This window comes from Arthrobacter sp. MAHUQ-56 (genome assembly GCF_019710585.1).
GTDB lineage: Bacteria > Actinomycetota > Actinomycetes > Actinomycetales > Micrococcaceae > Arthrobacter.
Window position 1 is genome coordinate 456,398 of the sequence record NZ_JAIFZQ010000008.1, and the last position, 14,683, is coordinate 471,080.

Consider the following 14,683-nt stretch of genomic DNA (forward strand, 5'->3'; position numbering starts at 1 on the left):
TATCACTTTTGGTCCTTAACCAGCCCGGTTAGGGACCAAAAGTGATAGAGCATCCGGCGGTTTTCTAGGCGATGACGCTGTCCACGAGGGCCTTGGCCTCGGCCTGTACCTGCTTCAGGTGCTCCTCGCCCTTGAAGGACTCGGCGTAGATCTTGTACACGTCCTCGGTACCGGACGGCCGGGCCGCGAACCAGGCGTTCTCGGTGACGACCTTGAGGCCTCCGATGGACGCGCCATTGCCCGGTGCCTCGGTGAGCTTGGCGGTGATCGCCTCGCCCGCCAGTTCGGTGGCAGTGACGTCCGCAGCGGAGAGCTTGCCCAGCTTGGCCTTCTGCTCACGCGTGGCGGCGGCGTCGATCCTGGCGTAGACGGGGGCGCCGAACTGGTCCGTCAGTCCCTTGTACAGCTGCGACGGCGACTTGCCGGTGACGGCGGTGATTTCGGAGGCCAGGAGGGCCAGCAGGATGCCGTCCTTGTCCGTGGTCCAGACGCTGCCGTCGCGCTTGTTGAAGGAGGCACCGGCGGATTCCTCGCCGCCAAACGCCCCCTCGCCGGAGAGCAGGCCGGGCACGAACCACTTGAAGCCCACGGGAACCTCCACGAGCTTGCGGCCCAGGCTTTCGGCCACGCGGTCGATGATCGAGGAGGACACCAGGGTCTTGCCCACCACAGAGTTGGGGTTCCAGCCGCTGCGGTTCCGGTACAGATAGTCGATGGCGACGGCGAGGTAATGGTTCGGGTTCATCAGCCCGCCGTCGGGGGTCACGATGCCGTGGCGGTCCGCGTCCGCGTCATTGCCGGTGGCGACGTCGAAGGCCGGCTGGCCGGAGGCTGCCGCGTCTGACATCCGCTGGATCAGCGACGCCATCGCGGACGGCGAGGAGCAGTCCATCCGGATCTTCTCGTCCCAGTCCAGGGTCATGAAGGCCCACTGCGGGTCCACCGTGGGGTTCACCACGGTGAGGTCGAGGTGGTGTCGCTCAGCGATCTCGCCCCAGTAGTCCACCGAGGCGCCGCCCATGGGGTCGGCACCGATCCGCACCCCGGCGTTGCGGATGGCGTCCAGATCCAGGACGGACGGGAGGTCGTCCACGTAGCTGCTGAGGAAGTCGAACTTGCCCGTGGTGTCCGCGGCCTGGGCATCGGCGAGCGGGATCCGCTTGACGCCGCGCAGCCCGTTTTCGAGCAGTTCGTTGGCGCGGTTGGCGATCCAGCCCGTGGCGTCGGAATCTGCCGGGCCGCCGTGCGGGGGGTTGTACTTGAAGCCGCCGTCGGCCGGCGGGTTGTGGCTGGGCGTGACCACGATGCCGTCAGCCTGCGGGGCGCCGGGGGCAGCGTTCCGGTTGTAGGTGAGGATCGCGTGGCTTAGAGCCGGAGTGGGGGTGTAGCCGTGGCGCGCGTCGACGAGGACCTGGACGCCGTTGGCGGCCAGCACCTCCAGGGCCGAGTTCTGTGCCGGCTCACTCAGGGCGTGCGTGTCCTTGGCCAGGAAGAGGGGACCGGTGACACCCTGTGCCGCCCGGTATTCCACGATCGCCTGGGTGATGGCCACGATGTGCAACTCGTTAAAGGACGCCTTGAGGCTGGAGCCCCGGTGCCCGGAGGTGCCGAACACCACGCGCTGGCCGGGATCGGCCAGGTCCGGTGAGATGTCGTAGTACGCGTCAAGGAGCGCAGTGATGTCAACAAGGTCCTGGGGTTGGGCAACTGTACCCGCGCGGCTAGCCATGGCTACAGCATGCCAGAAGCTGGCAGGAGTCAAAACGACGCGCCCAGAATCCGGACCCTGTGACATGCCATGACGTTCGCCAAACAAGTAGTCCACCTGAGTACAGGGCCCGGAAAGTACTTATATACCCGGCCCCCGGCGCGCTGCATACTTTCAAGAAAATCCGGGAAAACCACTGAAGCAACGGACGACGGCGGCCAGCCGCCGCCGTCCCGTCCGGCAGGGAAGCGGGGACGTCCGATGGGGGCAGGAGACGGGGCAGCGGAGCAGTCCAGGCTGGCTGCTGAGAGGGTTGCCAGGCTTAAGCGGCAGCTGGACCAGGCCGAGCGGACCACGAAGGCGTGGGACGCCGGAGCCGTGGGCGAGCGGGTGGTGGCCGACAAGCTCAGCGAACTGGTCCCGCGCGGCTGGTATGTGCTGCACGATGTCCACTGGCCGGGACGGCCCAAGGCGAGCCTGGACCACGTCCTGGTGGGCCCCGGCGGCGTCGTGGTGGTGGATTCAAAGAACTGGACCGGCGAGGTGCGGGTGGCATCCGGGGTGCTGTGGCAAGGGCGCTATGCACGGACCCAGGCTGTGGAAGGTGCGCTGGCGCAGTGCGCAGCGGTGGCATCAGTCCTGATGCCGCCGCATCGCCGGCTGGTGCGGCCGCTGATCTGCATGGCAGCGCAGCCTGATCTCTTCGGGATCACCAGTTCCGATGTTGCGGTGGCCGGTTCCCAGCGCCTGGTGGGAGCCATCGAAGCCCTGCCTCCCGTGCTGGACCAGCAGGCCGTGGTGGGAGTTTACGAGCACCTGGGCCAGCAGCTCACCCATGAACAGGAACCCGGCATCACGGCCCTGCGCAACGTGCGGCCCGGAACCGTGGTCCGGCCGGCAGGAGCCCTGCCGCCCGGCGGGCCCCGCCCGGACGCGTCGGGCGGGCCGGCCGCGGGAGTGGAAAGGGCCGGGAAACTGGACAGGAGCCGGAACGGCAGTGCCTCCCGGCATCCTGCTGGGCGTGCCCTGCCCAAAGCGGGGCAACCGGCCGGACCAGGAGCACGTGCAGGCTTGGCAGCTCCAGGAGCGGGGACGGCCGGATCAGGGCGGCCAGTATCAGGGGGCGGGCGCAGCATGAAGGCGCACCAGCACGGCGGCACCAGCGGCGGCAGGCTCGCGCTGCTGGCGGCATTCGTCATTTTTGCCGTGTATATCCTGCCCTACTTGGGCCGCTAGTTCCGCGCGCAGGTCCTGCCGGGGCCGGCTCGCCGGCGTTCCCTTTCGGCTGCCGGAGCTGCTCTTTCGCGGCGCTGTGGACTGCAGCGGATACCCGGTTGAGCCGTTCCGAATCCAACGTCCACGCCTGCCAGTACAGGGGGACGTCCTCGCAGGCGGCGTCCTCAAGCCGGACCAGGCCGTTCCCGAGCTCCAGCTTCCCGGCCAGTTGGAGCTCGGGGAGCATTCCCCAGCCCAGGCCCGCCGTGACGGCGGCGAGGAAGCCTTCCGAGGATGGGACGGTATGCGTCGGAGGGGACTGTGCCACGCCTTTGGAACCGAGCAACTGCCGCTGCAGGTTGTCCTTCGCGTTGAACTTCAGGACCGGCATGGCAGCCCAGTCGATGACGCCGGAGGCCGAGTAGCGCCGGACGAGTTCAGGGGTTGCCACCGGCAGGTACCTCATGTGGCCCAGCAGTTCCACCCGGCATCCGCTGACCGGGATGGGGTCGGAGGTGACCGCACCCATCACGGTTCCCTCGCGCAGAAGCTGGCTGCTGTAGCCCTGATCTTCCACGTGGAGGTCAAGGACGGCATCCTCCCAGCCCGCGGCCTGGTGCAGGACCGGGACGAACCAGGTGGCCAGCGAATCGGCGTTGATGGCCAGCGGCAGGTGGGCGCGCGCAGGGGAGACGGCTCCAAGGGCCGCCGACGTTTCCGCCTCCAGCAGCTGCACCTGCCGGGCCATCCGCAGCAGCAGGGACCCGGCGTCGGTGGCTGTGCACGGCAGGCGGCGGCGCACCAGCACCTGGCCCACTGAGGCTTCCAGGGCCTTGATCCGCTGGCTCACGGCCGACGGCGTGACCCGAAGCAGGTCCGCCGCCGCCTCGAAGGTACCTTCATCGATGACCGCGGTGAGGGCTTTCAGGTGCTCGAGGTTCATGAAGGCATTCTAATGAACCTGAAGAATCCTTTACTTGCCTTATGGCAGCCGCGCTACCTAACGTCGATGGAATGTTGACTGCAGGGATCACGGGACTCCTGACCGGCCTGGCACTGATCGTGGCGATAGGTGCCCAGAACGCGTTCGTGCTGCGGCAGGGGATCCGGCGCGAACACGTGGGCGCCGTGGTGGCTGTCTGCATGGCCGGCGACGCACTGCTCATCGTCGGGGGCACCGCCGGAATCGGGGCGCTCGTGACCCGCTTTCCGGACGCCCTGGAAGTGCTGCGCTGGGCCGGGGCAGCGTATTTGGTGTGGTTCGCCGTGCGGTCGTTCTTGGCGGCCCTGAAACCCTCCGCACTGGCAGAGCAGGCACCCCGCTCAAAGCACTCGGTGGTGGCCACCGCGGCGGCCCTGACGTTCCTCAATCCGCACGTCTACCTGGACACCGTGGTGCTGCTGGGCAGCCTGGCCAACCAGCAGGGGGCGGGCCTCCGCTGGACTTTCGCCGGTGGGGCGGTCACAGGCAGCATCCTCTGGTTCTCGGCACTCGGATACGGAGCCCGGGCCCTGGCCGGAATCCTCCGGAGTCCCCGCACCTGGCGCTGGATCGATGCGGGCATCGGTGTGCTGATGGTTGTCCTGGCTATCCGCCTGGTCCTGCACTGACGGCCGGCCCGCGCTGACGTACGCTGGAACCTGAGCTACAGGGGAGAAGCCATGAGCAACCAGCCGTCCCAATACCCCGAATACCAGCGTCCGGACTACGGGCAGCACGGGGCGCCGTGGCCCGCCTACCAGCCTCCGGGTGCGTACGGGCAGCAGTCTCCCTATGGGCAGGCCTCCACTTATGGCGGGCCGCCCTATTACGGACAGCCTGCCGGACCGAAGACGCTGAGCATCGCCAGCATGGTCTGCGGCATCGCCTCAGTGATCATGGGGTGGCTGATGCTTCCGCAGGTCGCGGCGATCGTCACCGGGCACCTGGCCCTGCGCCGCGAACCTTCCGGAAAAGGCATGTCCATCGCCGGCCTGGTGCTGGGCTACCTTTGCCTGCTGGGCTGGGGTGCCATGTGGCTGCTGCTCATTATCGGCCTGGCGCTGGCGGCTTCGAGCGGTACCAGCGGCACCTTCTAGCGGCCCGTCCGCCTCCTGCGCCACCGCCGGCGGGGAGTTGCGGCGCCGGAGTGGCCTGGCTGCGGCTAGCGGAGCAGCTCCACGTCCGAGACAAGTTCAATGTGCGCCAGCATGGCCTTGGCAGCGGCCTCGGGATCCCGGGCCCGGATGGCGTCGGCAATCTTGCGGTGGGAGGCCAGCGACTGCTCCGGCCTGCCTGGCTGGCCCAGGGACTCCATCCGGGTTTCCAGGATCATCTCCGCGATAAAGGCCATCAGCTGGGCCAGTACCGAGGAGTGTGCCGCGGCGGTGATGGCCTGGTGGAAGAGTTCATCCCCCTGCGCGCCGCGGTCGCCGTCGTTGATCTCCCGGGCCATGACCTCCAAGGCGTTGTCGATCGCGGCGAGGTCGTCGTCGGTGCGGCGTTCCGCGGCCAGCGCCGCGAGCTTTCCCTCCAGCGTGCTTCGGGCTTCGACGATTTCCGGCAGCCTGCTCCGGTGTTCGCGCAGCCCCTTGATCACGGACGCCACGCTGGGGCGCCGGGCCAGCACCGCGCCCGTACCGTGCTGCACGTCGATGACACCCAGGACTTCGAGCGCCACCAGTGCCTGGGCCAGAGTGGCGCGGGAGACTCCCAGCCGCTCGGCCAGGTCACGCTCCGCTGGCAGCAGGTCCCCGGGGCGGAGCTGGGCGGACTCGATGTAGGCAAGGATCTGCTCCACCAGCTGTTCGTAAAGCCGCGGCCGCGTTACCCGCTCCAGACCTGCCCGCGCTGTCTTTTCCACAGTTCCTCCCGAGGTTATCCACGAACAGGATACCCCGGGCTGCTATTGACAGATAGACTCACTGTCTAAGAGGCTAGTCCAGTGAGCCAGTAACTCACGTCACACTTCTTTCTTCCCCAATGGAGGACCAACGATGTCCGCTCCTGTCTTGTCGATCATCATCCTTGCGGCGATGTTCCTGCTCGCTACCGTCCTGCCCCTCAACATGGGCGCCCTTGCCTTCGTGGGGGCATTCCTGCTCGGCGCCGTGGTGCTGGGCATGTCCACCAACGAGATCCTGGCCAACTTCCCGGGTGGCCTCTTCCTCACGATCGTCGGCGTTACCTACCTGTTCGCCATAGCCCAGAACAACGGCACCATCGACCTGCTGGTCCGCGGCGCCGTCAAGCTCGTGGGCAGCCGCGTGGCCCTCATCCCCTGGGTCATGTTCGCCATCACCGCCGTGATCACCGCGGTGGGCGCATTGTCTCCGGCCGCCGTCGCCATCATCGCCCCCATCGCGCTGAGCTTCGCCGGAAAGTACAGGATCAGCCCGCTGCTGATGGGCATGATGGTGATCCACGGCGCCCAGGCCGGCGGCTTCTCGCCCATCGCCGTTTATGGCGTCACCGTCAACGGCATCCTTGCCAAGACGGACCTCGCGTTCAGCCCCACCGCGCTGTTCCTCTCAAGCCTGGTCTTCAACCTCGTCATCGCGGTGGTGCTCTTTGTGGTCCTGGGCGGCAAGAACCTCATGTCCTCCAAGGTTGGGCACTTCGTAGAGCAGGCAGCCGAGGCCCGGATGGCCGTCAGCGTCGGCGCCAAGGCAGCCGGCGGCGACGTCCCGTTCAAGGGCTTCGGCTCCGGCATGTACGGCCCCCGGGACCCCGCCGGCGACGGCGTCGCCGCCACCAAGGAACGCAAGGACCGGATCCCGCAGCTGGTCACCATCGCCGGCCTGGTGGTGCTGGCCGTCGTCGCCCTCGGCTTCAAGATGGACGTCGGGTTCGTGTCCATCACCATCGCCATCGTGCTGGCCCTCGTCTCGCCTGCCGCCCAGAAGGGCGCCATCAACAAGATCAGCTGGTCCACCGTGCTGCTGATCTGCGGAATGCTGACGTTCGTCGGGGTGCTGGAGGAAGCCGGCACCATCACATTCGTCTCCGGCGGTGTGGCCGGCATGGGGATGCCGCTGCTGGCAGCACTCATCATCTGCTTCATCGGTGCCATCGTCTCCGCGTTTGCATCCTCCACCGCCATCCTCGCCGCGCTCATTCCGCTCGCGGTGCCGTTCCTCTCCACCGGTGAGATCGGGGCCATTGGAGTCATCTGTGCCCTCGCCGTGTCCGCCACGATCGTGGACGTTTCGCCCTTCTCCACCAACGGCGCCCTGGTGCTGGCCAACGCCCCCGAAGGCGTGGACAAGGACAGGTTCTACAGGAAGATCCTCGGCTACAGCGGAATCGTCATCGTGGCCGGACCCGTCCTGGCCTGGCTGGCCCTGGTGGTGCCCGGCTGGCTCTAGCCGGCGCAACCACAGGCCTGAGCGCCGCCCGTCTTTGAGAAAGGAAACCCGCACATGAGCACCGCCGAAACTTCCCGCAGAGGCCCCCTGGCCGGGCACACCGTCGTCGACCTCAGCCGCGCACTGGCCGGACCGCACGCCGGCATGATGCTGGCGGACCTGGGTGCCCGCGTCATCAAGGTGGAGAACCCGGGAACGGGGGATGACACCCGCGGCTGGGGCCCGCCTTTCGTTGGCCCGGAGGATGACCTGCAGTCCACCTACTTCATGTCCTGCAACCGCAACAAGGAGTCCATCAGCCTGGACCTGAAAAGCGGCGATGGCAGGGCAGTGCTCCGCGGTTTATTGGAGCGGGCGGACGTGGTCATCGAGAACTTCCGGCCCGGCGTCATGGACCGGCTGGGCTTCTCCACTGCGGCGATGCATCAGCTCAACCCCCGGCTTGTGATCCTGTCCATCACGGGTTTTGGCCATGACGGGCCCGAGTCCCGGCGCAGCGGGTACGACCAGATCCTGCAGGGCGAAGCGGGCCTGATGTCCCTCACTGGGTCCGGCCCGGACGACCCCCAAAGGGTCGGCGTTCCCATCGCGGACCTGCTCTCCGGCATGAACGGGGCGTTCGGCGTCCTGGCCGCGCTGGTGGAGCGGAACCGGACCGGCCAGGGGAAGGTGGTGCGCACCTCGCTGCTGGCATCGCTGATTGGCGTCCACGCTTTCCAGGGCACCAGGACCACGGTCGCTGGTGAAGTGCCGCAGGCCCAGGGCAACCACCACCCGTCCATCGCCCCCTACGGCCTGTTCAACTGCAAGGACGGCAGCGTGCAGATCAGCGTGGGAAGCGAGAAGCTGTGGACCTCGTTCGCTGCGGCCTTTGGCCTGGACCCGGCTGCCCCGGGCTTTGCCAGCAACGCCGAAAGGGTGCGGAACCGCGCGGGGGTGATTGCCGCCGTCGAACGCGTCTTTGCCGGCTACGGCGCGCAGGAGCTGCTGCAAAAGCTGAACGACGCCGGGATCCCGGCCGGCAAGGTCCGCTCACTTGACGAGGTGTACGCCTGGGAGCAGGTGGCCTCCCAGGGCCTCGTCGTGGATGTCGAGCACCCGGTGCTGGGCAAGGTGAGCCTGCCCGGGCCGCCGCTGCGGTTCTTCGCGCCCGGCGACACCGCGGAAACCACACTGACGGGACACGACGCGCCGCCGCTCCTGGACGAGGACGGGCCTGCCATCCGGGAGTGGCTGGGCCTGGCCACGGCCGCTGCAGCCGCGGGGGCCAAGTAGCATGCCGACCACGGAAAAGGTGCGGCACCTGAGCGCCACCGAACTCCTGGACACCGTGGTGGACGAAGGCTCCTTCGTCTCCTGGGACACGCCTCCCGAACAGCCCGCGCTTTCCGAGGACTACGCCCGCGACCTGGCGAAGGCGCGCAAACGCAGCGCCGCCGACGAGTCCGTGATTACCGGCGCCGGGCTGATCCGCGGCCGCCGGGTGGCGCTGATCGTCAGCGAGTTCTCCTTCCTGGCCGGCTCGATCGGCCACGCTGCGGCGCAACGGATCGTCGCCGCCGTCGAACGCGCCACCGCGGAGGGACTGCCGCTGCTGGCGGGCCCCGCCTCCGGAGGGACGCGGATGCAGGAGGGGACGCTGGCGTTCCTGTCCATGGTGAAAATTACCGGTGCCGTGCGTGCCCACCGGCAGGCGGGCCTGCCCTACCTGGTCTACCTGCGGCACCCCACCACCGGTGGAGTGATGGCGTCCTGGGGTTCACTCGGGCATATCAACGTCGCTGAACCGGGCGCCCTGCTGGGCTTCCTGGGCCCCCGGGTCTACGAAGCCCTCTACGGGGAAGCGTTCCCGGACAACGTGCAGGTGGCGGAGAACCTCTTCAACAAGGGCCTGATCGACGGCGTGGTGGAACCGGCTGACCTCGCCGACCTCGTGGCCCGCGCGCTGGACATACTGTCCAATACCTGCGGCGAGGGGCGGGCCGCGCTTCCCGAACCGGAAACGCTCGCCGTGCGGCCGGCTGCCGTGGACGCCTGGACGTCGATCGGGATTTCCCGCCGGCAGCGGCGCCCGGACCTGCGCCAACTCCTGAAGTTCGGTGCAAGCGACGCCCTGCCCCTGAACGGAACCGGGCAGGGGGAGAAGGATCCCGGCCTGCTGCTGGCGCTGGCGCGCTTCGGCAGCCAGTCCTGCATTGTCCTGGGCCATGCACGGCCGCTGCGCAAGGACGCCGCGGGCATGGGGCCCGGTTCACTGCGCGAGGCGCGCCGCGGCATGAAACTGGCGGAGGAACTGCGGCTGCCGCTGCTCACCGTCATCGACACTGCCGGGGCGGCGCTGTCCCAGGAAGCGGAGGAAGGTGGGCTCGCGGGAGAAATCGCGCGCTCGCTGCATGAACTGATCGGCCTGGAATCGCCGTCGGTGTCTGTGCTGCTGGGCCAGGGCGCCGGGGGAGGGGCGCTCGCGCTGTTGCCGGCGGACCGGACCATCGCTGCCCAGCACAGCTGGCTGTCGCCGTTGCCCCCGGAAGGTGCCAGCGCCATCGTGCACCGGACCACGGCCTTCGCTCCTGCGATGGCCCAGGCTCAAGGGGTGAATGTAGCCTCGCTGTACGCGAACGGCCTGGTGGACCACATCGTGGATGAGCGTGACGATGCCTCCCTGGAGCCACGCGCGTTCTGTGGCCGGATGGCCCGTGCCATCGAATACGAGCTGGGCGCGGTGGCCCGGGTTCCCGTGCCGGAGCTTGTGGCCGCCCGGGCCCGGAAGTTCGGCAACCTGGGCAGCCGGCTCGGCGGTTAGCGGCAAACGTAGCTGCCAGTGCGGCGGGTGGCCGGGCTGTGCGGCGCCGGGCGGGGCGTCGTACTGGCCCGCCGGGCGGGGCGGGCCGCGGCTGAGCCTAGCCCCGCTGGCGCACGCGTGCCCGGTGGGCGTTGGTGCGAAGCTGCAGGATGCGGGCGCCGCCTGCTGCGGCTACCAGCACGCCCCCGGTCACGGCGGCGATGAACAAGGCCATACCCAGCGGAACGGCGCCCTCGAGGCCCAGGAACTTCACGAGGACCAGTTCCTGGTTCTGGAGGATGAAGATGATCAGCAGGATCAGCAGCACCAGGGCCGCGACGACGGCCGCCCAGATGACGCCGGTGCGTGTGACCTTGCGTTCGGCGGCGGGCGCCGGTGCCGGGCCGGTGCCCGAAACCGGCGCACCCGCTGCCCCGGTGGAGTAGGAAGGCGCGTTGCCGTAGCTTTCAGGCGTGCCGCCAGGTGAAGTTGGCCCGGCCGCCGTGGTGCCCGGTTCGCGCTGCCCGTCGGGTCCTGGCGAATACTGTCCTGCGGTCATGCTCGTCCCCTTTCCCAGAATGCTAAGCATGCTTATTGTGCAACCTTAGCCGTCCGGATTGCGGCAGCACAACGTGCCCGCCGGCCGGGTAGGCAGTCGCAGCAAGGGCGCTCGACCCTTGCGGCAGGGCTCCTGCTCCGTTGACGAGCGGACGTGCCCGGGCATGGCGGAAGGGCCCCTTCGGGGGCCCTTCCGTAGCTGCAGGCTCAGACCCGCTCCTTGCTCCGCTCGCCGGAGGGGGCGCGGGGCGAAGGCGTCCTGCGCCATTTGGGGAACGCCCAGAACGTAAAGTCCTGCGCCTTGACCCGCGGTTCCGGTGTTTCGACGGGTGTTTCGACCGGAGTCTCAACCGGAGTTTCCTGCTTGGTTTCGGGTTTGCGGCCAGCTTCTTTCCTGATGCCCCACCCGAAGTCCTTGCTGGATGAATAGCACATCACAGACCTCCTTTGGTGACTGCCCTTTAATCGTCCTCCTGATCGGCCTAGGAGTCGAGGTTCCCGGCCACCACTTCCTGCGCCTCCTGCGGCTGATGGAATTCGCACGGTCCGTGGTGGCGCAGCGGGAGCAGGCAGGTCCGGCCGGTCGGCAGGTGGACCAGCGCGCAGCGCCCGGCCATGGCCAGGTCCTCCCTGACATTGGTGTTGCTGAGATCCGGCCGGGCTTCACCTTCCGATGACGGGTCCTCAGGACTGGGTGCGGGGTGGTCAGGGTTCATCTCGGGCAACTCCTCTTCGGGCTGGTGGCGAGTGGAGGGTGCGGTACCTTTCCAGTCTGCTCCGGCGGGGTTACAGGCGGGTTAATCCGGCGTTAGGTTCAGGTCAACAAGGATGCACGCATCCGACGCTAGTACCCCAACTGGTGCGCCACCTGCAGCAGGAGAACTTCGGAACCCATCGGACCGACCAGCTGGATTCCCATCGGCAGGCCCTGTCCGCCTGCTCCGCCGGTCCAGTGCACGGGAATGGTGATCGCCGGCAGCCCGCACACATTGACCAGCGAGGACCACGGCGCGAATTCGCACTGCCTGCGGTAGTCGCCGTCGGCATCCCCCGGCCAGTGCGCCGACGGCCACCGGTCCCCGCCGTGTTCGGTCCCCGTGAACCAGCCAACGGGCCGCGGAGTCAGGGCCAGGGCCGGCATCAGCAGCAGGTCCCACTGCGCATACTGGGCCACGGTGTCATGCTGGAACTGGCGCAGGAAAGCCAGGGCCTCGGCGAGCTTGGCCGGGCTGCGCTGCTGCGCCCGCCGCCGGAACGTCCGTGTCAGGGGCGCCAGCAGCGCTTCCCGGGAGGGGCTGATCCGGGCTGCGCCCACCCCTGCAGTCCAGGCGGTGGTGAAGGCGTCCGGGTACCGGTTGTCGTAGCGGATCGATGCATCGCTGAGCATGTGGCCCGCGTGCTCCAGCAGTGTTTCGCCGGTACGGAGCGCGTCGAGGGCTTCGCGCTCCGGGGTGAAGGGAAAAGTTGTGGCCCAGGGGCTGTCCAGAGTGACGCCGATCCGCAGCCGTGGCGGTGGCTCCCCGATCGCGGCAAGGAATTGGCCGCCGGGTACCAGGGCGTCCATCATCAGCGCGGCGTCCGCCGCGCTCCTGGCCAGCGGCCCGGGCACCACCAGCCGGGCCGGGTCGCCCGCACTCTCCCCGGCAACCACCAGGCCGCGGCCCGGTTTCAACCCCACCAGCCCACATGCCGCAGCCGGAATGCGGACCGATCCGCCGCCGTCGGTCCCGGGCGCGAAGGGCAGCAAGCCGGCCGCTACCGCCGCGGCGCTTCCGCCGGAAGAACCTCCCGAACTCCTGCTCAGGGCGTGGGGATTGCGCGACGGCGGTGCGATGCGGTTTTCGCTGTAGGCCGTCAGGCCGAATTCGGGAACTTGCGTCTTTCCCAGCGTGAGGGCGCCGGATTCCTTGAAGAGGGACACCAGGGGCGCGTCCGCCGGCGCCGGCTTGTGGTCCAGGGCCGCGCTGCCGTGGGTGGTCACCACCCCCGCCACGTCCGTGAGGTCCTTGAAGGCCAGGGGCATGCCGTGCAGCATCGGCAGGTCCTCCGCGGCTGTCATTCGCTGCAGGGAGTCGGCCGCCCGGGCCTGTTCCATGGCGAGGTCCGCCGTGACGGTGATGAAGGCGCCGAGGAGGGGGTTTTCATGCTCAATCCTGGCAAGGAAATGGGTGGTGGCCTCAACCGCTGAGACTTCACCACGCCTCAAATTCTCCCGCAGGGCCACGGCCGAAAGCTCGTGAAGTTCAGTCAAGGATCCGCCATTCCAGGATGTGGCTTCCCGCCGGGACGAATGTCTCCGGGGCAGGCGGGTGGGCGTTCGGCTCAGCGGGCAAGGCAACCTCCTCGGCGCCTCCAGCCTAGCCTGCCCTGCCTCGGCGCCCCCAGGGCGAAACGGCACCCAGCACAACGGAAGGACTAGGCTTAATGCTGACTCTGATCCGCCAAGACAGGACTCCGATGAGCGATTTCCAGACCGTCCCCGTCCACGACATCCCGGCTGACGCCGTCATCCTGGATGTGCGGGAGGACTACGAATGGGTTGCCGGGCACGCCGAAGGCGCCCTCCACATCCCGATGGACCAGATCCCGGCGCGGCTGGGGGAACTCGACCCGGATGAGGACCTCTACGTCATTTGCCGCACCGGCGGCCGCTCGTTCCGCGCCGCGCAGTGGCTGACTGCCCAGGGCTACACCGCCATCAACGTCTCCGGCGGCATGGACCAGTGGCTGGAGGACGGCAAGCCGCTGGTCTCCGACAACGGACTCAAGCCGATGGTCCTTTAGTGCAGCCTGCTCCCACCTACGCCTTCCTGGGGCCTGAAGGAACGTTCACCGAGGCAGCTCTCATGCAGGTTCCCGGCGCCGCGGAGGCCACCCGGGTGCCGGCGTCCACCGTCAATGCTGCGCTGGACCAGGTGCGTTCCGGGTCCGCGGACGCAGCGATGGTCCCCATCGAAAACTCGGTGGAGGGCGGCGTGACAGCCACGCTCGACGCCATCGCCACCGGCCAGGAACTCCGGATTATCCGGGAGGTCCTGGTCCCCATCAGCTTCGTCCTGGTGGCGCGCCCGGGTGTCCGGTTGCAGGACGTGCGGCGGGTCTCCACCCACGGCCATGCCTGGGCACAATGCCGGCTGTGGATGGACCAGAACATACCCGGGGCGGAATATGTCCCCGGGTCGTCCACCGCGGCCGCGGCCCTGGGCCTGCTGGCGGACGGGAGCCACTATGACGCAGCCATCTGCGCACCGCTGGTGGCCGAGGAGAACCCCGGCCTTGAGGTGCTGGCCGAGAACATCGGTGACAACCCGGGTGCCGTGACCCGCTTCGTCCTGGTCAGCCGGCCCGGCACGCTGCCTGCCCCCACCGGCGCTGACAAAACCACCCTTGTGGTGCCGCTTCCCGAAGACCGTCCAGGGGCCCTGATGGAGATCCTGGACCAGCTCGCAAGCCGGGGGGTCAACCTCAGCCGCATCGAATCCCGGCCCACCGGGCAGTATCTGGGGCATTACTTCTTCAGCATCGACGCCGAAGGCCACGCCTGCGAGGCGCGTGTGGCCGATGCCTTGGCCGGGCTGCACCGCATCAGCCCGGGGACGCGCTTCCTCGGCTCGTATCCCCGCGCGGACAGGCAGGCCACCGTGGTGGCTGCGCACACGTCCGACGATGCCTTCGCCGCAGCGAGGGCATGGGTTGGGTCCTTGCTCCAAACGGAGTTCTCCGCAGGTGAAAGCGGTTCCGCAGCTTCGCCCACAGCGTAGGCGAATGCCCTTCGGAGTACTTCCGCGGGCTGTGGACAATGCGTATGCTTGCTTGATCCACATGGGGGAGGGCCCCAACGAAGGGAGCGGGTCATGACCAGCAGCACTGACAACGACGGCCAGGGGATGATCGTCAACCCCAAGCCCGCCAAGGAGAACCAGGACTGGGACGGAGACGACGCCGACCGCGCCGACCGCCTGCGCTTCGAAGAGGAGCAGGCCATGATCCGCGAACAGTCCGAGGCCCACGCCGCCGCCAAAGCTGCCGCCCAGGCCGCGAAGGAATCCGGCGCCTGACGCGGCGCCCAACCT

Annotated in this window: 16 protein-coding genes; 9 read left to right on the forward strand and 7 right to left on the reverse strand. The window is 68.3% G+C overall.

Translation table 11 applies throughout. The features are described 5' to 3' along the window. Window positions 1-64: 64 nt before the first annotated feature. Complete coding sequence (pgm, locus tag K4G53_RS06315) at window positions 65-1,729, reverse strand: phosphoglucomutase (alpha-D-glucose-1,6-bisphosphate-dependent) (RefSeq protein ID WP_221384622.1); 1,665 nt, start codon at window positions 1,727-1,729, stop codon at window positions 65-67. A 240-nt stretch (window positions 1,730-1,969) separates the two neighbouring features. Here pgm and K4G53_RS06320 point away from each other — a divergent pair, with 240 nt between their 5' ends. Then, on the forward strand, window positions 1,970-2,944 hold the full coding sequence (locus K4G53_RS06320; RefSeq protein ID WP_221384623.1) for a nuclease-related domain-containing protein: 975 nt from the start codon (window positions 1,970-1,972) through the stop codon (window positions 2,942-2,944). On the opposite strand, the gene K4G53_RS06325 is transcribed toward K4G53_RS06320, so the two are convergent. Continuing rightward, complete coding sequence (locus K4G53_RS06325) at window positions 2,904-3,866, reverse strand: LysR family transcriptional regulator ArgP (RefSeq protein WP_221384624.1); 963 nt, start codon at window positions 3,864-3,866, stop codon at window positions 2,904-2,906. The two genes, K4G53_RS06320 and K4G53_RS06325, sit on opposite strands and share 41 nt — an antisense overlap. Window positions 3,867-3,937: 71 nt before the next feature. On the opposite strand from K4G53_RS06325, the gene K4G53_RS06330 reads away from it, so the two are divergent. Further along, a complete protein-coding gene (locus K4G53_RS06330; RefSeq protein WP_221384625.1) occupies window positions 3,938-4,534 on the forward strand; it encodes a LysE/ArgO family amino acid transporter in 597 nt (198 codons plus the stop codon). Between the two features lie 51 nt (window positions 4,535-4,585). After that, a complete protein-coding gene (locus K4G53_RS06335) occupies window positions 4,586-5,002 on the forward strand; it encodes a DUF4190 domain-containing protein (RefSeq protein ID WP_221384626.1) in 417 nt (138 codons plus the stop codon). 65 nt (window positions 5,003-5,067) lie between these two features. Here K4G53_RS06335 and K4G53_RS06340 read toward each other — a convergent pair whose 3' ends face one another. Next, window positions 5,068-5,766 carry a FadR/GntR family transcriptional regulator gene (locus tag K4G53_RS06340; RefSeq protein ID WP_221384627.1) on the reverse strand — a complete coding sequence of 233 codons (699 nt, stop codon included), beginning with the start codon at window positions 5,764-5,766 and terminating at the stop codon, window positions 5,068-5,070. A gap of 133 nt (window positions 5,767-5,899) precedes the next feature. Here K4G53_RS06340 and K4G53_RS06345 point away from each other — a divergent pair, with 133 nt between their 5' ends. Genes K4G53_RS06345 through K4G53_RS06355 form a run of 3 tightly spaced genes read left to right on the forward strand, consistent with a single transcriptional unit; the run spans window position 5,900 to window position 10,073 of the window. Further along, the gene (locus K4G53_RS06345) at window positions 5,900-7,270 is read left to right on the forward strand and encodes an SLC13 family permease (protein ID WP_221384628.1); all 1,371 of its coding nucleotides are present in this window, start codon (window positions 5,900-5,902) and stop codon (window positions 7,268-7,270) included. Between the two features lie 54 nt (window positions 7,271-7,324). Then, the gene (locus tag K4G53_RS06350) at window positions 7,325-8,545 is read left to right on the forward strand and encodes a CaiB/BaiF CoA-transferase family protein (RefSeq protein ID WP_221384629.1); all 1,221 of its coding nucleotides are present in this window, start codon (window positions 7,325-7,327) and stop codon (window positions 8,543-8,545) included. A 1-nt stretch (window position 8,546) separates the two neighbouring features. After that, window positions 8,547-10,073 (forward strand): carboxyl transferase domain-containing protein, encoded by a 1,527-nt coding sequence (locus K4G53_RS06355; RefSeq protein ID WP_221384630.1) that lies wholly within the window; start codon window positions 8,547-8,549, stop codon window positions 10,071-10,073. A 97-nt stretch (window positions 10,074-10,170) separates the two neighbouring features. Here the strand turns inward: K4G53_RS06355 and K4G53_RS06360 are convergent, their stop codons facing one another. The 4 genes from K4G53_RS06360 to K4G53_RS06375 all read right to left on the reverse strand — a co-directional run bounded on the left by K4G53_RS06360 (window position 10,171) and on the right by K4G53_RS06375 (window position 12,861). Beyond that, on the reverse strand, window positions 10,171-10,611 hold the full coding sequence (locus K4G53_RS06360; protein WP_221384631.1) for a lipopolysaccharide assembly LapA domain-containing protein: 441 nt from the start codon (window positions 10,609-10,611) through the stop codon (window positions 10,171-10,173). Window positions 10,612-10,817: 206 nt separating this feature from the next. Further along, window positions 10,818-11,045 carry a hypothetical protein gene (locus K4G53_RS06365; protein WP_221384632.1) on the reverse strand — a complete coding sequence of 76 codons (228 nt, stop codon included), beginning with the start codon at window positions 11,043-11,045 and terminating at the stop codon, window positions 10,818-10,820. Window positions 11,046-11,092: 47 nt separating this feature from the next. After that, window positions 11,093-11,326: a hypothetical protein gene (locus tag K4G53_RS06370; protein WP_221384633.1), complete on the reverse strand. Its 234-nt coding sequence runs from the start codon at window positions 11,324-11,326 to the stop codon at window positions 11,093-11,095. A 128-nt stretch (window positions 11,327-11,454) separates the two neighbouring features. Beyond that, window positions 11,455-12,861 (reverse strand): amidase, encoded by a 1,407-nt coding sequence (locus tag K4G53_RS06375; RefSeq protein WP_221384634.1) that lies wholly within the window; start codon window positions 12,859-12,861, stop codon window positions 11,455-11,457. Window positions 12,862-13,067: 206 nt separating this feature from the next. Between K4G53_RS06375 and K4G53_RS06380 the strand changes: the two genes are divergently transcribed. From K4G53_RS06380 to K4G53_RS06390, 3 genes are all read left to right on the forward strand, one after another. Further along, window positions 13,068-13,394 (forward strand): rhodanese-like domain-containing protein, encoded by a 327-nt coding sequence (locus K4G53_RS06380; RefSeq protein ID WP_221384635.1) that lies wholly within the window; start codon window positions 13,068-13,070, stop codon window positions 13,392-13,394. After that, window positions 13,394-14,371, forward strand: a complete 978-nt coding sequence (gene pheA, locus K4G53_RS06385) for a prephenate dehydratase (protein ID WP_308287834.1) — start codon at window positions 13,394-13,396, stop codon at window positions 14,369-14,371. The genes K4G53_RS06380 and pheA overlap by 1 nt, the downstream gene beginning before the upstream one ends. 93 nt (window positions 14,372-14,464) lie before the next feature. Further along, window positions 14,465-14,668 (forward strand): hypothetical protein, encoded by a 204-nt coding sequence (locus K4G53_RS06390; RefSeq protein WP_221384637.1) that lies wholly within the window; start codon window positions 14,465-14,467, stop codon window positions 14,666-14,668. Window positions 14,669-14,683: the final 15 nt, after the last annotated feature.